The sequence below is a fragment of the Prevotella sp. P5-126 genome (genome assembly GCF_002251185.1).
Lineage (GTDB): Bacteria > Bacteroidota > Bacteroidia > Bacteroidales > Bacteroidaceae > Prevotella.
This window is the reverse complement of record NZ_NPIZ01000040.1, coordinates 24732-46724: the sequence shown is the minus strand read 5'-3', so window position 1 is coordinate 46724 and position 21993 is coordinate 24732. Positions and strand designations below refer to the sequence as shown.

The following is a 21993-nucleotide window of genomic DNA, read 5'->3' as shown; positions in this document are numbered from 1 at the left end:
TGCCATGTTTTCATTTACTCATACATAGACGCGCGTTGTTCCTTGATGGCCTCATCATAAATGTAGTCATCATAGGTTGTCAGTTTGTCAATTGTTCCTTTTGGTGTGAGTTCGATGATTCTGTCGGCAACGGTATTGATGAATTCGTGGTCGTGTGAAGAGAAGAGAATATTTCCCTTGAAGTTGACAAGGTTATTGTTGAATGCCTGAATAGACTCCAGATCGAGGTGGTTGGTTGGTGTGTCGAGGATGATGCAGTTGGCATTTTTTAATTGCATACGTGCAATCATACAGCGCATTTTCTCACCTCCTGAGAGTACGTTGACATGCTTGAGCACATCTTCTTCTTTGAAGAGCATTCTTCCGAGGAACGACTTCATAGTCACTTCGTTACCTTTTCCCCATTGTGAGAGCCATTCCACGAGATTCATATCGGATTCGAAGAAAGAGGTGTTGTCCAACGGCAGATATGCTGTTGTAATGGTAACGCCCCATTTGTATGTTCCTGCATCGGCTTTTCTGTTGTCGTTGATGATTTCGAAGAGAGCAGTCATGGCTTTGGGGTTGTGTGACAGAAATACGGTCTTTTGTCCCTTTTCGATGGTGAAGTTAACATTGTCAAAGAGTACGGTTCCGTCTGTGTCAACAGCCTTGAGTCCTTCTACTTCGAGGATTTGTGTTCCAGGTTCGCGGTCCATAGTGAATATAATTCCTGGATATTTGCGGCTTGACGGACGAATTTCTTCCACGTTGAGTTTCTCCAACATCTTTTTTCGTGATGTTGTTTGCTTTGACTTTGCCACATTGGCAGAGAATCGGCGGATAAACTCCTCCAACTGCTTTCTTTTTTCTTCGTTTTTCATTTTCTGGTTCTGAGCCTGACGGAGTGCCAATTGACTTGATTCATACCAGAAAGAATAGTTTCCTGAGAAAAGGGTGATCTTTCCAAAGTCGATATCGACGGTCTGGGTGGAAACGGCATCGAGGAAGTGACGGTCGTGGCTGACTACCAATACGCATTGTTCAAGGTTTGAAAGATACTCTTCCAGCCATTGTACGGTATCGAGGTCGAGGTCGTTGGTCGGCTCGTCGAGCAGAAGGTTGTCGGGGTGACCGAAAAGTGCTTTGGCCAGCATGACGCGCACCTTCTCGTTGTTTGATATTTCTTCCATCTGCTTGTAGTGCTGTGAGTCTGCCACACCAAGGTTTTGCAAGAGTTGTGCGGCTTCGCTTTCTGCTTCCCAGCCATTCATTTCAGCGAAAGCCATTTCCAGTTCTGCGGCACGGTTTCCATCCTCTTCTGTCATTTCGTCTTTCGCATAGAGTGCTTCACGCTCTTTCATGTTCTGCCAAAGTGGCTGGTGTCCCATAAGGACGGTATCCATTACCGAGAATGCATCATATTTGAAGTGGTCCTGCTCGAGCACAGACATACGCTCGCCAGGTCCTTGTTCGATAGTGCCCTTGTTGGGTTCAAGTTCTCCGCTGATAGCTCGAAGATATGTAGATTTTCCTGCACCATTGGCACCGATAATGCCGTAAATGTTCCCATTGGTAAATTTCATGTTGACGTCTTTGTAGAGCGTCTTCTTTCCAAACTGAATAGCCAAGTTTGTGACTGTAATCATTTCTTCTTTTCTCTTTATTTAAAATATATATTTCTTGCAAAGTTACTGCAAATCAATCGAATTACAAAGAAAAATCCTGCTTTTTTCGTCAATCCATGTGGTTCTTTGTTGAAAATCAGTGAAAACGGGCAAAGAAACGTGGAGAGAGTCGGAAAAAACTCAAATGGTTTGGAAATAATGAAGGAAGAATGGTGGAGCAAGAAGTGGAAGAAATGTAACTAAACTTTTGTGAAAATGAGTCGTGCTAATGAGAAATTATTACTGCTTTTTGGGCTCTGCTCTCGGCTTCGGGAAGCCTTCGGGATGGGTTCGGGATGGGTTCGGGATTTGTGAATATGGAAGTTTATGTTATAGTCCCAAGCAAGTCCCAATTAAGTCCCAATTAAGTCCCATTATCTTTCTACAATCATGCGAACTTGATGGGAGAAGGATGGGAGATGAAGGGGAAGGAGAGAAGAAAAGTAAATGGAAAAACGTAAATCTTAGGTTGTCTTTCCGTCATCGTTTACGTAAAAAAAGACAATATTTTAATATATAATATTTTATAAAACAAAAAAAAATGCTACCTTTGCAAGGTTAAAATTAAAACGAATCAAACTAAAACAATAAGAAATGAAGCAATTCAATGACAAAAACTTCGTTCTTGACAACGAAGTGGCTCAGGACCTCTTCCACAATCATGCGTCCAAAATGCCAATCATCGACTACCATTGCCATCTGATTCCAGAGATGGTAGCCAAGGATCACAAATTCAACAGTATTACTGAACTTTGGCTCGGCGGCGACCACTACAAATGGCGTGCCATGCGTACCAATGGCGTGGATGAGCGCTATTGTACAGGAAAGGACACCAGCGATTGGGAAAAATTTGAGAAATGGGCTGAGACTGTTCCCTATACTCTTCGCAACCCACTTTACCACTGGACACACCTTGAGTTGAAAACCGCTTTCGGAATCGAAAAACTTCTGTCTCCAAAGACTGCACGTGAGATTTTCGACGAGTGTAATGAGAAGCTCAAACAGCCTGAGTTCTCTGCACGTGGTCTCATGAAACACTATAATGTGGAGTGCGTATGTACTACCGATGATCCCGTTGACGACCTTCACAACCACATTGAATATGCAAAGAGCAAGGCAGCCGATGATCCCATGATGATTCCAGCATGGCGTCCTGACAAGGCCATGAATATCGAAAAACCTGATTTTGGCGCTTATGTTCACCAGCTCGAAGAGGTTAGCGGAGTAACCATTACCAAGTTTGCCGATATGGTTGACGCTCTTAAGAAACGTCACGATTTCTTCAGTGCCAATGGCTGTAAACTCTCAGACCATGGAATTGAAGAATTCTATGATGAGGAATATACAGATTCACAGATTGAAGTGATTTTCGAAAAGGCACTTCGTGGTCAGCAGCTCTCTGCCTTAGAGACTCGTCAGTATAAAAACTGTTTCCTGACCATTATGGCAGAAATGGATGCTGATGCAGACTGGACCCAACAGTTCCACTACGGAGCAATCCGCGACAACAACACGAAGATGTATAATGCTCTCGGTCCTGATACCGGTTTCGACTCTATCGGCGAATTCAATACCGCTAAGGCCATGTCGAAGTTCCTCAACAAGCTCAACATGGAAGATAAGCTCACACGTACCATATTATATACGTTGAATCCTTGTGCCAACGAAGTAATCGCTACTATGCTAGGTAACTTCCAAGGCGGAGAACCTGGAAAAATCCAGTTTGGTTCAGGATGGTGGTTCAACGATCAGAAAGATGGTATGGAGCGCCAGATGAACGCACTCTCGGTACTTGGCCTTCTCAGCCGTTTCGTTGGAATGCTTACCGACAGCCGTTCGTTCCTCAGCTATCCACGTCACGAATATTTCCGTCGCATCCTTTGCAATATGCTCGGAAATGACGTAGAAAAGGGACTTCTTCCCGACGATCGCGAGTTGCTCGGAAAGATGGTAGAAGACATCTCTTACAACAACGCAAGAAGATATTTCAAATTCTATTAATAAAAAAATCGGCTATCGTTGCACATGATAGCCGATTTTTTTTTATCTTTGCACCCGAAATAGCGAACACAAACTTTATAAACGAGGAAATATATGTGTGGAATAGTAGGATACATAGGCAACAAACAAGCCTATCCCATCTTGATAAAAGGCTTGCGACGTCTTGAATACCGTGGTTATGATTCTGCCGGTGTTGCCCTTATCAATGATAATGGCAACCTTAATGTCTGTAAGACAAAAGGCAAGGTCGATAACCTGGAGGAATATTGCAAAGACAAGGATGTAAGCGGAACAGTAGGTATTGCTCATACCCGATGGGCTACCCACGGAGAACCATCTGCCGTAAATGCACACCCTCACTATTCTGAATCAAAGAATCTCGCAATTATACATAATGGTATTATAGAAAACTACGCAGACTTGAAGCGTAAACTTCAATCCAAAGGCGTAGAGTTTCGTTCTGATACGGATACAGAAGTACTCGTGCAACTGGTAGAGTATATTATGGAGCATAAGGATGTCGATCTTCTCACAGCCGTACAGGTAGCTCTCTTCCAGGTCATTGGCGCCTATGCAATTGCCATTATCGACAAACGCGACCCCAATCAGATTATTGCAGCCCGTAAGCAGAGTCCACTTGTGGTCGGAATAGGTAAAGACGAATTCTTCTTAGGTTCAGACGCCACACCACTGGTGGAATATACCGACAAGGTCGTCTATCTCGAAGATGGAAATATCGCCGTGATCCGTCGCGGAGAAGAACTCAAAGTGGTAAGTATTTTTGGAGAGGAACAGCAACTCAAGGTGAAAAAGGTGGATATTAACCTTGGACAACTTGAAAAAGGTGGATTCCCACACTTCATGCTTAAGGAAATCTTTGAGCAGCCCGAATGTCTGACCAACTGTATGCGAGGACGCGTCAACGTGGATACCGACAACGTAGTACTCTCGGCAGTAATCGATTATAAGGAACAACTGCTTGATGCCAATCGCTTCATCATCGTAGCCTGTGGTACGTCGTGGCACGCAGGATTGATAGGCAAACAAATGATAGAACAACTCTGTCGCATTCCTGTAGAAGTGGAATATGCGTCAGAGTTCAGATATCGTAATCCCGTCATTACATCAAAAGACGTGGTAATTGCCATCTCACAAAGCGGTGAGACCGCAGACACCCTTGCCGCCATACAACTTGCCAAAGAGCACGGCGCATTTATTTATGGAATATGTAATGCCATCGGATCAAGTATTCCCCGTGCCACAGATACCGGTTCGTATATTCACGTAGGACCAGAGATAGGAGTCGCTTCTACTAAAGCCTTTACTGGACAGGTTACCGTATTGACCATGCTGGCTCTTGCTTTGGCAAAAGAAAAAGGAACAATCTCCACGGAGAATTACATGCATGTGGTGAAAGAACTCCACGAAATACCCAAGAAGATAAAAACAGTACTTCAACTTAACGACCGTATCGCAGATTTAAGTCGTACATTCACCTATGCACGAAACTTCTTATATCTCGGACGTGGATTCAGTTATCCGGTTGCACTTGAAGGAGCCTTGAAACTGAAGGAAATTTCCTATATTCATGCAGAAGGTTATCCGGCTGCAGAAATGAAACATGGTCCGATTGCCTTGATTGACTCAGACATGCCTGTGGTGGTCATCGCAACACATAATGCCATGTACGAGAAAGTATTATCCAATATCCAGGAAGTAAAAGCTCGTAAGGGAAAGGTTATCGCTATTGTCAGTCACGACGACAATACTATCAGCAAAATTGCCGATGAAGTCATCGAACTGCCAGACACCATCGAATGTCTTGAACCGTTATTGACAACAATACCCTTGCAATTGCTGGCGTATCATGTTGCAGTATGTAAAGGTCTTGATGTTGACCAACCCCGTAATCTCGCAAAGTCGGTAACCGTTGAATGATTTCAACAGTTACCGACTTTTTTTTGCGACGTAGTGAAAAGAGAGAAGAACAGACAATACAAACACAAATAAACAAAGGAGACAAAAACGTGGAAGAACTCAAGCACGAATGTGGCGTGGCCATGATCAGGCTACTTAAGCCGTTAGAATACTACGAAAAGAAGTATGGTACATGGGCGTATGGTTTCAACAAACTCTATCTGATGATGGAGAAACAGCACAACCGCGGACAAGAAGGCGCAGGTTTTGCTACGGTAAAACTAAATACTGAGCCCGGAAACGAATATATGTTTCGTGAAAAGGCTGTAGGTAAAGACGCTATCACAGAAATATTCTCGCGCGTAAAACAAGACATGGTTGGAGAACTTTATATGGGCCATCTTCGCTATTCCACTACAGGAAAGTCTGGACTGACTTATGTTCATCCATTCCTGCGACGAAACAACTGGAAGGCGAAGAATCTCTGTATTTGTGGTAATTTCAATATGACAAATATTGACCATGTCTTTCAGAAAATCACAGCACAGGGACAATGTCCACGCATCTATTCAGACTCCTATATCATGCTGGAATGGATGGGCCATCGCCTTGACCGAGAAGTGGAGCGTAACTTCGTAGAAGCTCAACGCCAAGGGTTGGAAGGACGCGATATTACCGATTATATCGATCAACACGTAGAAATGAGTAATGTCCTTCAAACCACGATGCCCGACTTTGATGGAGGATATGTTGTGTGTGGATTGACTGGAAGTGGCGAAATGTTTGCCATGAGAGATCCGTGGGGAATCAGACCGGCATTTTACTATCGTGACGATGAAGTCGTGGCTTTAGCAAGTGAACGGCCTGTATTGCAAACCACCTTTGATATTTCTTCGGATGCCGTCTGCGAACTCAAAGCCGGACAGGCTTTACTCGTCAAGCAGAATGGTAAGGTGGATGTACGGCAAATAATTCCTCAACGTGGCGATAAAGCTTGTTCGTTTGAACGTATTTATTTCAGCCGTGGTAATGATGAGGATATTTATAAAGAACGACTCCTCTTAGGAGAACAATTGACTGGTAGCATTCTCAAGGCTATCGATAAGGATGTCCATCATACGGTATTCTCATTTATCCCCAATACCGCTGAAGTGGCATACTATGGTATGTTGCGTGGTTTCAAACAGTATATCAACCAACGCAAGATAGAGCGTATCTCGAATCTTGGCCACATACCTACTCCAGAGGAATTGGAGGATATCCTTAAAGATTACGTGCGCTCGGAAAAGGCGGCATGGAAAGATATTAAATTGAGAACCTTTATTACCGAAGGAAATTCTCGTAACGACTTGGCTTCACATGTCTATGATGTAACCTATGGGATTCTGGAACCTCAACGCGACAATCTCGTCATTATCGATGATTCTATTGTGCGAGGAACAACCCTGAAGGAAAGCATCATAAAAATACTCGCGCGACTTCAACCCAAGAAAATCGTTATCGTTAGTAGCGCTCCACAGATTCGTTATCCAGACTATTATGGTATCGACATGGCGCGCCTTGAGGAATTTTGCGCCTTCCGTGCGTGCATCCAACTGTTGAAAGACAGACATATGGAGTCTCTCATAGATACGGTTTATCGGAAGTGTAAAGACGAACTTCAGAAAAACGACGGAAGCATGGAGTGTGCTGTCAAGGAACTCTACCGTCCGTTTACCGTAGAAGAACTCAACGTTAAGATGGTTGAAATGTTGTGCCCTGCTGATGTGGAAACACCTATAGAACTGGTATTCCAAAGCATAGAAGGCCTTCATAAAGCTTGTCCCAATCATCATGGCGATTGGTATTTTACAGGCGACTATCCAACGCCAGGAGGTACAAGACTCTGCCTCAAGGCATTCGTGAACTATATAGAAAATGTATATAATCAGGAAACAAAATAATAAATAATGAAAGACGTAACACTTGTTCTGGAAGACGGAACGCAATTCAAAGGAAAATCATTCGGCTATGATGCACCAGTAGCAGGAGAAGTCGTGTTCAACACGGCTATGATGGGCTACCCCGAGTCATTAACAGACCCATCTTATGCCGGACAACTCATGACGCTTACATATCCGTTGGTTGGAAACTATGGAGTACCTCAGTTTTCTTTCGAAAAGAACGGCCTACCGACCTTCATGGAAAGCGACCGTATCTATGCTTCTGCTATTATCGTAAGCGATTATAGTGAGCAATATTCCCATTGGAATGCTAACGAAAGTCTTGCCGACTGGTTGAAGAGAGAAAAAGTACCTGGTATAACAGGTATTGACACCCGCCAATTGACAAAGGTTCTTCGTGAACATGGTGTGATGATGGGTAAAATACTCATGGACGACGAACCTGACAATATTCCAGAAGCCGATTATGAAGGTGTGAATTTCGTGGATCGTGTTTCCTGTAAAGACATCATCCGATATAATGAAGGCGCAGGACGAAAAGTGCTACTCGTCGATTGTGGAGTGAAAGCCAATATCATTCGTTGTCTTATCAATCGTGGAGTGGAAGTTATTCGGGTGCCATGGAACTACGATTATACCGGAATGGAATTTGATGGACTCTTTTTGGCTAACGGACCTGGCGACCCTGACATGTGTGGAGATGCCGTCGATATTATCCGCAAACAAATGTCTATGAGCCGTAAACCTATATGTGGAATCTGCATGGGAAACCAATTGTTAGCTAAGGCAGGTGGCGCCTCAATCTATAAGTTGAAATATGGACATCGCAGCCACAACCAACCAGTTCGCGAAGTAGGTACCAACCGTTGTTATGTGACCAGTCAGAACCATGGTTATGCCGTTGATGCTTCTACATTAGGAAAAGAATGGCGCGAACTCTTTGTCAATATGAACGACGGTTCTAATGAAGGCATTCGCCATCAGACCAACCCTTGGTTTAGCAGCCAGTTCCATCCTGAGGCTTGTTCTGGACCAGTCGATACTGAGTTTATGTTCGACCGCTTCGTAGAGGCATTATAATCCATCAAACCATTTTTTGTAATAAGAACAATAATGAAATACGATAATATCAAAAAAGTATTGCTCCTTGGAAGTGGAGCGCTCAAAATCGGAGAAGCTGGAGAATTTGATTATTCTGGTTCACAAGCCCTTAAAGCATTACGCGAGGAAGGGGTGAAAACCGTACTTATCAATCCGAATATTGCTACCGTACAGACATCAGAAGGGGTAGCCGATGAAATATACTTCTTACCCGTTCAACCTTATTTTGTTGAACGTGTGATAGAAAAAGAACGACCAGACGGTATCCTGCTTTCTTTTGGTGGTCAGACCGCGTTGAACTGTGGCGTAGAACTCTATCAGAGTGGAGTGCTCGATAAATATGGCGTACGCGTATTAGGAACTCCCGTACAGGCCATTATGGATACAGAAGACCGCGAACTCTTTGTGGAGAAACTCGATGAAATCAACGTAAAGACTATTAAGAGTGAGGCTTGTGAAAACATAGAACAAACACGCAAAGCTGCTGCGGAATTGGGCTATCCTGTCATTCTTCGTGCAGCATACGCACTTGGCGGATTAGGTTCTGGTTTTGCCGATAATGAAGAAGAACTCAACAAACTTGCTGAAAAAGCGTTCTCTTTCTCTCCACAGGTATTGGTCGAGAAATCTCTCAAAGGTTGGAAAGAGATTGAATACGAGGTGGTGCGAGACCGTTACGATAATTGCATTACCGTCTGCAATATGGAAAACTTCGACCCGCTGGGAATACATACGGGCGAATCAATAGTTGTTGCTCCTTCTCAGACCTTGACAAACTCAGAATATCACAAACTCCGTGCCCTTGCCATCAAGATTATCCGTCATATCGGAATTGTTGGAGAATGTAATGTACAATACGCTTTCGACCCACAGTCGGAAGACTATCGAGTGATTGAGGTTAATGCACGCCTGAGTCGTTCTTCTGCTTTGGCATCTAAAGCGACTGGTTATCCCTTGGCATTTGTGGCTGCCAAACTTGGTATGGGTTATGGACTCTTTGAACTCAATAATTCGGTTACCAAAACGACAAGTGCATTCTTCGAACCTGCCCTTGACTATGTGGTCTGCAAAATTCCACGTTGGGACTTGTCCAAATTCCGTGGTGTTGACAAGGAACTTGGATCATCTATGAAGTCTGTAGGTGAGGTCATGGCTATCGGACGTACCTTTGAAGAGGCTATACAGAAGGGACTGCGCATGATAGGACAGGGAATGCATGGTTTCGTGGAAAACAAGGAACTGAAGATTGAGGATGTTGACGCGGCCCTCCGTGAACCTACCGATAAGCGCATCTTCGTCATTTCAAAGGCTATGCATCTTCCGCAATATGATATTGACCGTATTCACGAACTTACCCGTATCGATAAGTGGTTCCTCTACAAACTGAAACACATCATAGATATCGACGAGGCGTTGAAAGGCCTGAAAAATAATGATGGTACATCGGCAGAAAAACTTGATGCGACATTACTTCGTGAGGCAAAAGTCTATGGATTTACCGATTTCCAAATTGCACGTGCCATCGGACTTGAGGATACCATGAACAATATGCATGAGGCTGTACTTGCTGTTCGTAAGATACGTAAGTCGATGGGTATTGTTCCCGTGGTTAAACAGATAGACACGCTTGCTGCGGAATATCCTGCCCAGACCAATTATCTTTATGTGACGTATAGTGGGGTGGAAAGCGATATTCAATATGAACAAGATGGAAAGAGTATTATCGTACTTGGCTCAGGAGCTTACCGCATCGGTTCGAGTGTAGAGTTCGACTGGTGTGGTGTGCAGGCTCTTAATACCATACGCAAGGAAGGTTGGAGAAGTGTCATGATCAATTATAATCCGGAAACGGTTTCTACCGATTATGATATGTGCGACCGCCTGTATTTCGACGAACTGACCTTCGAACGCGTCATGGATATTATTGACCTCGAACAGCCTCATGGTGTCATCGTATCGACTGGTGGACAGATTCCTAATAATCTTGCCATGCCTTTGGCAGAACAGCACGTGCCGATTCTGGGTACGTCTGCCATCGATATTGACGGCGCAGAAGATCGTGCAAAGTTCTCACAGATGCTCAACGAACTTGGAGTCAACCAACCTGAATGGAGCGCTTTGACCTCGATGGATGACATAGACCGTTTTGTGGATAGGGTAGGATTCCCAGTTCTCGTGCGCCCATCGTATGTGTTGAGTGGAGCGGCCATGAATGTTTGTTCCAATCGTGAAGAACTTGAGCGCTTCCTCCAGTTGGCTGCAAATGTGAGCGAAGACCACCCTGTGGTTGTTTCCAAGTTTATCGAACATGCCAAGGAAATAGAAATGGATGCTGTTGCTAAAGATGGCGAAATATTTGCCTATGCCATTTCAGAACATATCGAGTTTGCTGGCGTCCATTCTGGAGATGCTACGATTCAGTTCCCTCCACAGAAACTTTATGTAGAAACAGTTCGCCGCATCAAGCGCATCAGTCGCCAGATTGCCAAAGCGCTTCACATCAACGGACCTTTCAATATTCAGTTCATGGCACGTGATAATGACATTCTCGTGATTGAATGTAACTTGCGCGCCTCACGCTCCTTCCCGTTTGTATCAAAGGTGTTGAAAATCAACTTGATTGAGCTTGCCACTAAAGTAATGCTTGGTCTTCCTGTTGAGAAACCTCATAAAAACCTTTTCGACCTCGATTATGTAGGTATCAAAGCCAGTCAGTTCTCGTTCAACAGATTGCAGAAAGCTGATCCTGTACTTGGCGTTGATATGGCTTCAACAGGTGAGGTGGGATGCTTGGGTGACAATACATCTACGGCTTTGCTGAAAGCCATGCTGAGCGTGGGACATCGCATTCCGAAAAAGACTGTCCTCTTATCTACAGGTACACCTAAACAGAAAGCTGAAATGATTGATGCTGCCCGTATGTTAGTAGATCATGGCTACAAGCTCTATGCTACAGGTGGAACATCACGCTATCTGACAGAAAATGGTATAGAAAACACGACTGTCTATTGGCCCAGCGAATCAGACAAACAGCCACAGGCTCTTACACTCCTCCATGACCACAAGGTGGATATGGTAGTCAATATCCCCAAAAATCTGACCGAAGGAGAACTGAGTAATGGTTATCTCATCCGTCGTGCCTCCATCGATCTCAACGTGCCGCTCATTACCAACAGTCGATTGGCTTCTGCTTTTATCCAGGCGTTCTGTACGGTATCGTTAGACAATATAGGAATCAAGTCTTGGAGAGAGTATTGACAAAAATAATTATGTAAACATTTGGCAGGTTGCCAAATGTTTACTATATTTGCACAGTCAAAACTCTTAAAGATTATAAAACTATGGAACTTGGTGACATACTTGAATCTAAAATAAACCGAAGTGACTATAAGATACTTATTGTCGATGATGTGACGAGTAACGTGTTGCTATTGAAGATTCTTCTGACCAATGAGAAGTTTCAAATATGCACAGCGTCTAACGGCCATCAATGTGTAGAAGTGGCACGTAGCGAACATCCTGACTTGATATTGCTCGATGTAATGATGCCCGAACTCAACGGATTTGACACGGCGGTTATATTGAAAAAAGATCCCCTGACAGCAGATATACCTATTATATTTCTGACGGCTCTCAATAGCCCAAGTGATCTTGTACATGGATTCCAAGTTGGAGCTCATGACTTTTTGACGAAGCCTTTCAATAAGGAAGAACTGATCATGCGCGTCATGCACCAGATTTCATTGGTGGCAGCCAAACGCTATATTATAGAGCAAAATGAAAAGCTCAAGCGGATCATTTCTAACCGTGATAAGATGTATTCAGTAATCGCACATGACTTGCGTTCGCCTATGGCATCCATCCGTATGGTACTTAACCTCTGTGTCAACGTGGTGACGCCGGATATGGTTGGCGAGGAGATCTTTGGTTTGCTCGATAAGGCCAATCGTGAATCAGAAGAGACTCATGACTTGCTTGACAACCTGTTGAAGTGGACCAAGAGTCAGACTGGACGCCTTGAAGTGGCTTATCAGAATCTCGAACTCGATGATATCGTTCCTGGTGTGGTTGATATCTTCACGATGATTGCTGAGATGAAGAAGATCAAACTTCAGTATATTCCTTCTGAGGAGCATCTGAAAGTACGAGCTGACAACGATATGATGAAAACCGTGGTGCGCAACTTCATTTCAAACGCTATTAAGTTTACCCCAGAAGGCAAGGGAATCGAGGTATATTATAAGAAGTCTGGCGAGTTTGCCAAAATCAGCGTTCGCGACCATGGTGTCGGAATTGCTCCAGAACGTATTGATACCTTGTTCCATAAAGGAGAAACCACTTATGGTACAGGTGGTGAGGAAGGTTCTGGACTTGGACTCCAGCTTTGTGCAGATTTCGCTCGCAAGAATGGTGGCGACGTGATGGTGGAATCAACCTTAGGAGAAGGCTCTACCTTCAGTTTCTTAGTACCGTTGTTGAAAGAAGAAGCATAATATTGTAATCATACATTTTGATTATTACAATAAAATACAGACAGGGGCATCTTTTGAATGATCGCCCCTGTTTGTGTTTCGTGAACTTATGACACTTTATTCTTCTTCGGGATGTTTTGGAAATGTCTTCGGGTTAATACGATCCTATGCTTACCTCTTCAATAAGTCTCTTCTAAGTACTATAAAAATGGGAGTTTAATGGGACTTACTTCCTATATAAATATAAGTAAGCATAAGGTGCCACCTCTGTCATGTAGGAAGCCGTAATGAATGACTTATTTAAAGAAATGATGAAAAAAATTACTCTTTTCTTGCATAATACAAGGAAATATGTTATCTTTGCCGAATAGAAAAATCAATAACAATAATTAATAAACAAACATCAAAGCTAACTTATGAGCCAAAAAAGAGTTTATACCTTTGGTAATGGAAAAGCTGAAGGTAATGCAAAAATGCGTGAACAACTTGGTGGTAAGGGTGCCAACCTTGCCGAAATGAACCTTATTGGAGTGCCTGTGCCTCCAGGATTCACCATTACTACTGACTGTTGCAATGAATACTATCAGGTAGGACAAGAGAAAATCATGCAGTTGCTTAACGATGATGTCATGGCTGCTGTCAAGCACATCGAGGAACTGATGAACTCTAAGTTCGGAGACAAAGAAAATCCATTGCTCGTGTCTGTTCGTTCTGGAGCACGTGCTTCCATGCCTGGTATGATGGATACCATCCTGAACCTTGGTCTTAACGACGAGGTGGCTGAAGGATTGGTAAAGAAGACAAACAACCCTCACTTCGTTTATGACTCATATCGCCGTTTCGTACAGATGTATGGCGACGTCGTACTCGAAATGAAACCTGTGAATAAAGAGGATATCGATCCGTTTGAGGAGATTATCGAACAAGTGAAGGCTGAGCGTGGTGTGAAACTCGACAAAGACCTTTCTGTGGATGAGTTGAAGAAACTCGTTCAGCTGTTTAAAGCAGCTATCAAGGAACGTACAGGCAAAGTATTCCCAGACAATCCTATTGAACAGCTGTGGGGTGCTATTTGTGCGGTGTTCCGTTCATGGATGAACGAACGTGCCATCCTCTATCGTAAGATGGAAAGCATTCCAGACGAGTGGGGTACAGCTGTTTCGGTAATGGCCATGGTATTCGGTAATATGGGTGAGACTTCAGCTACTGGTGTATGCTTCAGCCGTGATGCCGCTAATGGTGAAAACGTATTCAATGGTGAGTATCTCGTTAATGCACAGGGTGAAGATGTTGTGGCTGGTATCCGCACACCACAGCAGATTACAAAGCTGGGGTCACAGCGTTGGGCAGAACGTGCAGGAATCTCAGAAGAAGAGCGTGTCGCTAAATATCCTTCAATGGAAGAAGCTATGCCAGAGATTTACGCACAGCTTAACGGCATTCAGGAGAAACTCGAAGAGCACTATCGCGATATGCAGGATATGGAGTTCACCGTACAGGAGGGCAAACTCTGGTTCCTTCAGACCCGTAACGGAAAACGTACAGGTGCTGCCATGGTGAAGATTGCCATCGACCTGCTTCACGAAGGAAAAATCGACGAGAAGACCGCTATCATGCGTTGTGAACCACAGAAGCTTGATGAACTGCTTCACCCCATCTTTGATAAAAAAGCTCTTACCACAGCAAAAGTTATTGCACAGGGTCTGCCTGCATCTCCAGGAGCAGCATGCGGACAGATTGTATTCCATGCTGACGATGCACAGGAATGGCATGAAGATGGCCACAAAGTGGTACTTGTACGTATTGAAACCTCTCCAGAAGACCTCGCCGGTATGTCTGCCGCAGAAGGCATCCTGACAGCACGTGGCGGTATGACCTCTCACGCTGCCGTTGTAGCACGTGGCATGGGTAAATGCTGTGTATCAGGTGTAGGTTCACTCAATGTTGATTATCATGCTAAGACCGTTGAGATTGACGGAGTCGTATATAAAGAAGGTGACTACATCTCACTTAATGGTACCACAGGTCAGGTTTATGCAGGCGAAGTACCTACCAAGGCTGCAGAACTGAGTGGCGACTTCAAAGAACTCATGGACCTTTGCGATAAATACACCAAACTTCAGGTTCGTACCAATGCAGACACTCCACACGATGCACAGGTTGCACGTCAGTTTGGTGCCAAGGGTATTGGTTTGACTCGTACCGAGCACATGTTCTTCGAGGACAAGAAGATCGTGGCTATGCGTGAAATGATCCTTTCTGATAGTATCGCAGGACGCGAAAAGGCACTCGCCAAACTTCTTCCTTATCAGAAAGCTGACTTCAAGGGAATTCTTGAAGCAATGGACGGTCTGCCCGTAAATATCCGTCTGCTCGATCCACCTCTCCACGAGTTCGTTCCCCACGATATCGAAGGTCAAAAAGTAATGGCCAAGGAGATGGGCGTAGATCTCGCCACCATCCAGCGTCGTGTGGATTCTCTGGCAGAGAACAACCCGATGCTTGGACATCGCGGATGTCGTCTTGGTATTACCTTCCCTGAAATTACAGCCATGCAGACCCGTGCTATTCTCAGCGCAGCATGTGAACTGAAGAAGGAAGGAAAGAATCCTATGCCAGAGATTATGGTTCCATTGATCGGTACCATCAAGGAGCTCAAACAGCAGAAGGATGTTATTCAGTATGCTGCCAAGGAGGTATTTGCTGAATATGGCATCAAGGTAGAGTTTGAGATTGGTACTATGATTGAGATTCCACGTGCTGCCCTTACAGCAGGTCTTATTGCCAGCGAAGCACAGTACTTCTCATTCGGTACTAACGACCTTACCCAGATGACCTTCGGTTACAGCCGTGACGATATTGCTTCGTTCCTGCCTGTATATCTCGACAAGAAGATTCTTAAGGTTGACCCATTCCAGGTACTCGACCAAGAGGGTGTAGGCCGTCTCATCAAGTATGCCGTTAAAGAGGGTCGCGAAACACGTCCTGATCTCCGTTGTGGCATCTGTGGTGAGCATGGTGGTGAACCAAGTTCTGTGAAGTTCTGTGCCAAGATTGGTATGAACTATGCATCATGTTCTCCTTTCCGCGTGCCCATCGCAAGACTTGCTGCCGCGCAGGCAGCTGTAGAGGAATAGACGAAAGATGCTGAAAATCAGTTAAATACAAGACAAGGATCTGGCAACAGGTTCTTGTCTTGATTTTAGCTAATATTTTGCATGTTACGTCTGCAAGACGCGTGTATATATGAATGCAGAGCAGAGATAATAGGTGTTTTAGGCTCTATGTAATACAAGACTGTCATGTCACTCGAAATGTCGGATAATCCATAATAATATTGATATTGGAAATGCGTAAAAAGATAGTATTATTTCTTCTTTGTATTGTACTCTTTGTTCCTGATTTAAGAGCACAACAGGTTCAAATGCAGCAGCGATTCGAGTCTGCATACAAAGAAATTGTAGATATGCTTGAAGACAAGAAGCCACTATCTATTAAAAGGAGTGTGTTTCTTGCTGAATGGGCGTATCTTGATGGGCATCTCGATTATGAGCAAGATTTTTGTGAACCGTTGCAAAGAGGGGCACAATACATGAGGAGACTAATCACTGCTAATAAGTGGGAAAATTATAAGACTGCAAAACAGATTGCAATCTGTACATTCTTCTTTCAATCATTATCAGGAAATAATTATACTATATTTTCTTATGATTTTAGTACTGAGTATCCTGACGAAGATTGGCATCATCAATTAGTATCAAGAACCCTAAAGACGCATAAAGGACAATGCCATTCGCTCCCATGGGCTTTCAAACTGTATGCAGAAGAACTTGGAGCAAAGGCTTATATAGCACATGCCCCACGACATTGCTTCATTATGTACAAGGATGAAGATAATTTGTTTCCTGAAGACTGGGTGAATGTTGAGGTTACTGCCCAACAGTATCAACCGACTTGGGGGATAAAAGAACATTTTGAGATAGAAGATTCAGCAATTATTGCAAAAACATACCTTTCGCCGTTAACAGATAAAGAAACCGTTGCCTGCCAATTAAGTGACTTGGCTTTAGCATATTATCATAAGTTTTCGCGTTATGATGAGTTTACACTAAAATGTGTAGAAACTTCGTTGAAATACTATGCAATGAATCCTAATGCGATAATTACTAAAGGTAAATCCTTGGATACGCTACTACAGAGGCATCTTGAACAAAATGGGCATCTTCGAGATGATTATACAGATGAGAATGATGCTCAATCTAAGCAATGTCTACAAGACCTAAGAGCAACTCATTGGACTCAAGAAACAGAGGAACTACGGAATAAATTGAAGCAGACTCCAGAAGATATGGAGAGAATTCGAAAGAATGTACAAATTATAAAATAAAGTCATTATGAACAGATTAAAGAAAGTCTTAATTTCAGTTGCTATTTCAATAGTAACCGTAAATGCAAATGCATGGCCCTGGATTTCGCCGTATGCTTATTGTTTCGGAAATCCAGTAAATTGTATTGATCCTGATGGAAGAAGCACATGGGTAATTAATCAAGGAGATGGAAAATATCAAGTTGTAGGTGGTAATCTAAACGATAAGGATAAAAACATTTATGTTGGTTCATTTAATAAAAAGGGAGAATTTGTTCGTGGCAATTCCATTGGAGTAACTACATCAATGACATCATTCTATAATAGTGAAGCTCAAGGTGGAGGTCAATGGAGTGTCGGAAGTATTATTGACACAAATGATAGGAGTGGCGACAAATTCCTTGAAAAAATCATTTCTAATAATCCTCCAATGATAGATGATTACATGATGAATGCACGAAATAATAAGCCTTATGATTTTAAAGTGACAAATGGAACAAACAGTCCAATAAAAGGTATAGACATCTATCGCGGTATGCCTGTAGGAGAGAATGGAAAAGGACAAACTATTTATACTTCTGCCAGGGATATAGGAAACATAGCAGCAGGATATGTTGCAGGAGTAAATGGAATGTCTTGGGAGGCATCGAGAATAGCATTTGATTCATACCAAGGTGGAATGGAGGGTAAATCTACAAGAAATGCCGAAAGGTATGGATGGACTATGGGATACAACAATGCGAGCTATAACAAAAAAATGGATAACCTTTTGAGGTCAGTGGGAAGTTCTATAAAATCCCTGTGGAATTACTTTATTAAATGAAAAAAAAGATATATATATTGGTCCTGTTTTTTTTACCAGTAGTGATATATATGTCACTTCCATATATCACCTTATCGTCTAATGATCGCAAATTTGAGGCAATATTTGATAGAGGTGGATGGCGCATAGAAATGAAAGAGCAAAAACAGGACTCACTTTTGTTTTTTACTATCCATCAAGCAGGGAAGATAAAAAGTGACAGTATATCATTCTATGTTCACAATAATTATTGCAGTGATGTTATATCTTTTCTTTTTGTAGAAGGCGTGGATACTGTCTATATTCGGAAAGGGCGTGAGTTCAAGGAATTGTTTTCTTTAGAAGAACAAAGTTCACATTCCATGGCTCCAAAAGACTTCCCTGTAAACAATCCAGTTATCGGAAAACTGCCCTTTAAGTGTAAACTAGTGGCTTTTTCTGATCCGAGATTTTTTATATACGACAAGAATAAGTGCACATACATTCCGAAAGATGACATAACTCATGTAATCACGTTGTTTCATAATACAGAAAGAGGGGACTCTTACACTCTTTGTGATGTTATGCGTACTGACACGTTGGAAATAAATATTATTCAAAAGCATTAAAAAGTAAACCTTTAAAAAGTAAGGATTAGATGATGGAATATTTTATTATGTAAGTGAATATTCTTGCAAGAGAATACGAGTCTGCAACGTGCAGAACGTGCAGAATGCACGAAAACTGCATCTCAAATGTTGACCAGTCCTTATGTATATTATCGATTATCAGAAAGTTATCTTTCGTATTAGCCGCCGCGCAGGCAGCTGTCGAAGAATAGACAGAAAATGCTGAAATTCAGTAGTATAAATGGTAAGCGTCTGCGTGACAGACACTTACCATTTCTTTTTGCGTTCATTCTGTGCGTTTCATTTGCAGAATAAGACGTCGAAAACAGGCAATATGTTTCCCAAATTTGAGGGTGCTGTTACTACAATTTTATTACGGGAGTTTCCCCCGATGCTTTTAGGGAAAATCATACATCAGATTATGGTTTTCCCCTTGTTGTTTTCAGCTATTCTCCCTATCTTTGCACTACGTTAGAAGAAAGGCTGCACTCGACAATTTGAAAGCAAGCTTTCATTGTACTCGTTTGCACTTTCTTTGCACCAGAAATAAATGCAGTAATAACCCTTTAAAGAGAAGATAGTTATGAAAAGAATGATTATGACATTGGTAGCAGTATGGATGATGATTACATCTATGAATGCTCAGAGACTGACAAATATTCAGGCAGAAGCCCGTTTTATCACAGATAAGATGGTGGTGGAACTGGGATTGAGCAGCGCCCAGCGCAACAGCATCCTGAACATCAATCTTAATTATCTCAATAGCATCCGCAGCTATCGCGACATCGATGCCTACGGCTGGCATTACCGCAACAAGCAGCTCAAGCGCATGATGACCGCCAGACAATGGAAGAAATTTAAGAACTCATACTATTTCTATCGCCCTATCGGCTGGCAGAATCATGTGTATGTTCACCATATTTACACCAAGTATCCAAAGCATAACTGGGGACACGACAAGCGCCGCCCTCGCCCTGAGTGCAGCTACGGAAGACCAGGATGCCCAGGCGGAACCCATGTAACTTATGGACCAGGAAAGCCGTGTAAGCACCACAAGCATCACAAGCACGATAAGAAGTGGAAGCACGACAAGAAGAAGTGGAAGCACGATAGAGATTGGGATGATGACTAAGATTAAGACAAACATTCGATGATAAAACAGAAGAAATCCAAGCTAGAGATCATTCTCCGGCTTGAATTTCTCGTTAAATAAAAACTAACTATGCCGACTAACTAATCATTAATCATTAATAACTAACAAAACGTCTTCCACAATCTGCTCATCGAGCAGGCGATTATCCGAAAGCAACTTCTTCACATCGTATCTGTCATAGAGTCCCTTCCTGATGCCGCCCACCATCACCTTCATATCTGAAGTGCCATAGTAAGAGGCGATACGCTCGCCGAATCCGCCATCCTTCGATCCATCCTCCAGAGTTACCACCAGCTGATGGTTTGCCTTCAGACTATCCAGCACTTCGGCATCCACCTCGTTCAGATAACGTGGATTGATGAGCGTAGCATCGATGCCCTTATCAGCCAACAGGCGGACTACATTCTCGCCCTTCTGATAGAACGAACCGGCGGCGATGACTGCCACCTTCTCGCCCTGGTGCATCACCTTGTACTTTGCCTTGTAACCATATTCAGCATCAACGGCTTCGGACGTATGAACCACACCATTGCTTGGCACGCGGATGGCGATAGGTTTCTTATCCTGCAGAATGCTCCAGCGGAGCATGGCTAAATACTCCTCGCAGGTGGTTGGAGCCAGATAGATGAGCCCCGGAATACTGCAGAGCATCGGAATATCGAAAAGGCAGATGTGGGTGATGTCGTTCATCGAGTTCACTCCGCCTCCTACCACGTTGATTACGGCTGGGTTGGAATTGATGCAGAGGTCTTGCGCTATCTGGTCGTAGGTACGTTGGATGAAGGTGCTGTAAACGGTCCAGACAGGATGCAATCCACCCTTCGCCATTCCCGAAATCATGGCCACCGCCTGCTCTTCGGCGATTCCCATATCGATGTGCTGCTTGCCAGCCAGTTGGCGCTTATCGGCAGTAAAACCACCTGCGGTAGGAGTACCGGCGGTTACGGCGATTAGGGTCTTATCCTGCTTCATCTCGCCCAGCATCCAGTCGGAGAATAATGTGCCGTAATCCTCTGTTGGAGCAACCACCGGGAGAGTTCCATCGGCATTCTTTCTTGGTCGGCTGCCGTCTTCCAGATTGAAAGGCATTCCCCAATGCCATGCCTCCTTGTTGGTTACGGCTGGCGCAAATCCATGACCTTTCTCTGTGTGAATGTGAACCACGGTAGGCTTATCCGTATCCTTCACGCTCTTGAAAATCTGGATGAGTTTTTCGATGTCGTTACCCTCTTCCAGGTACTTGTATTCAAAGCCCCACGCCTTGAACCAGTTGTGCTTGCAGGTGCCGTTGCTCTGGCGCAAGGCACGCAGGTTCTTATAGATTCCGCCATGATTTTCGGCGATAGACATTTCGTTGTCGTTTACCACGATGATGATACCCGTGCCGAGTTCCGAAGCCTCGTCTAGTCCCTCGAAAGCCTCGCCGCCAGAAAGTGAGCCGTCGCCGATAATGGCTATGATGTTCTCATCGGTTCCCTTGATGTCGCGCGCCTTTTGCAAACCGGTGGCAAGACTCACGGAAGTTGAAGTATGCCCCACCTCGAAGTTATCATATTCCGGACATTCGGCAGGAGAAGAATAGCCCGAAATGGCATTCATGTCATCCACATCGCCGAGGAATCCCGCAGCGCGCCCGGTAAGCACCTTATGCGGATAGCATTGGTGGCTTACGTCAAACACGAGCTTATCCTTTGGCGCATTAAAAACGTAGTGAAGCGCCACGGTAGCCTCCACGAATCCCAGGTTCGGCCCCACATGACCGCCATGCTTGCTCACACGGTTCAGCACAGCCTGTCTGGTTTCATCAGCCACAACCTGCAACTCCTTCAAATCCAGCTTCTTCAAGTCGGTTGGCGACTTTATTTTCTCAATATACATATTTTTTATACTTATAGTTATGATTATATGATGATCATCATTTCCGGGTGCAAAGATACGAAGAATCCAGGAAACACGCATTACCCAAACTACAGAAAAAATGAAT

The 21993-nt window shown here is 43.7% G+C and carries 13 protein-coding genes; 11 read left to right on the top strand and 2 right to left on the bottom strand.

Annotated elements, in window-relative coordinates; genetic code table 11:
* Positions 1-14 precede the first annotated feature (14 nt).
* Positions 15-1628, bottom strand: a complete 1614-nt coding sequence (locus CIK90_RS03685; RefSeq protein ID WP_094390349.1) for an ABC-F family ATP-binding cassette domain-containing protein — start codon at positions 1626-1628, stop codon at positions 15-17.
* 612 nt (positions 1629-2240) lie between these two features.
* On the opposite strand from CIK90_RS03685, the gene uxaC reads away from it, so the two are divergent.
* The 11 genes from uxaC (at position 2241) to CIK90_RS03630 (ending at position 19988) form a co-directional block, all read left to right on the top strand.
* Positions 2241-3647, top strand: coding sequence for a glucuronate isomerase (gene uxaC, locus CIK90_RS03680; RefSeq protein WP_094390351.1), 1407 nt, complete (start codon positions 2241-2243; stop codon positions 3645-3647).
* A 93-nt stretch (positions 3648-3740) separates the two neighbouring features.
* Positions 3741-5585 carry a glutamine--fructose-6-phosphate transaminase (isomerizing) gene (gene glmS / locus CIK90_RS03675; RefSeq protein ID WP_094464372.1) on the top strand — a complete coding sequence of 615 codons (1845 nt, stop codon included), beginning with the start codon at positions 3741-3743 and terminating at the stop codon, positions 5583-5585.
* An 89-nt stretch (positions 5586-5674) separates the two neighbouring features.
* A complete protein-coding gene (locus CIK90_RS03670) occupies positions 5675-7507 on the top strand; it encodes an amidophosphoribosyltransferase (RefSeq protein ID WP_094464380.1) in 1833 nt (610 codons plus the stop codon).
* Between the two features lie 6 nt (positions 7508-7513).
* Positions 7514-8587, top strand: coding sequence for a glutamine-hydrolyzing carbamoyl-phosphate synthase small subunit (gene carA, locus CIK90_RS03665; RefSeq protein ID WP_094464371.1), 1074 nt, complete (start codon positions 7514-7516; stop codon positions 8585-8587).
* 33 nt (positions 8588-8620) lie between these two features.
* Positions 8621-11866: a carbamoyl-phosphate synthase (glutamine-hydrolyzing) large subunit gene (gene carB, locus CIK90_RS03660; RefSeq protein ID WP_094439701.1), complete on the top strand. Its 3246-nt coding sequence runs from the start codon at positions 8621-8623 to the stop codon at positions 11864-11866.
* Between the two features lie 83 nt (positions 11867-11949).
* Positions 11950-13101: a hybrid sensor histidine kinase/response regulator gene (locus tag CIK90_RS03655; RefSeq protein WP_094390355.1), complete on the top strand. Its 1152-nt coding sequence runs from the start codon at positions 11950-11952 to the stop codon at positions 13099-13101.
* A gap of 395 nt (positions 13102-13496) precedes the next feature.
* A complete protein-coding gene (gene ppdK / locus CIK90_RS03650; RefSeq protein ID WP_094390356.1) occupies positions 13497-16217 on the top strand; it encodes a pyruvate, phosphate dikinase in 2721 nt (906 codons plus the stop codon).
* 212 nt (positions 16218-16429) lie between these two features.
* Positions 16430-17467 (top strand): hypothetical protein, encoded by a 1038-nt coding sequence (locus tag CIK90_RS03645; RefSeq protein WP_094390357.1) that lies wholly within the window; start codon positions 16430-16432, stop codon positions 17465-17467.
* A 7-nt stretch (positions 17468-17474) separates the two neighbouring features.
* A complete protein-coding gene (locus tag CIK90_RS03640) occupies positions 17475-18269 on the top strand; it encodes a hypothetical protein (RefSeq protein WP_094390358.1) in 795 nt (264 codons plus the stop codon).
* Positions 18266-18856: a hypothetical protein gene (locus tag CIK90_RS03635; RefSeq protein WP_094390359.1), complete on the top strand. Its 591-nt coding sequence runs from the start codon at positions 18266-18268 to the stop codon at positions 18854-18856. The genes CIK90_RS03640 and CIK90_RS03635 overlap by 4 nt, the downstream gene beginning before the upstream one ends.
* A gap of 583 nt (positions 18857-19439) precedes the next feature.
* On the top strand, positions 19440-19988 hold the full coding sequence (locus tag CIK90_RS03630) for a hypothetical protein (RefSeq protein WP_144007218.1): 549 nt from the start codon (positions 19440-19442) through the stop codon (positions 19986-19988).
* 108 nt (positions 19989-20096) lie between these two features.
* On the opposite strand, the gene CIK90_RS03625 is transcribed toward CIK90_RS03630, so the two are convergent.
* A complete protein-coding gene (locus CIK90_RS03625) occupies positions 20097-21887 on the bottom strand; it encodes a 1-deoxy-D-xylulose-5-phosphate synthase (RefSeq protein ID WP_094464379.1) in 1791 nt (596 codons plus the stop codon).
* Positions 21888-21993: the final 106 nt, after the last annotated feature.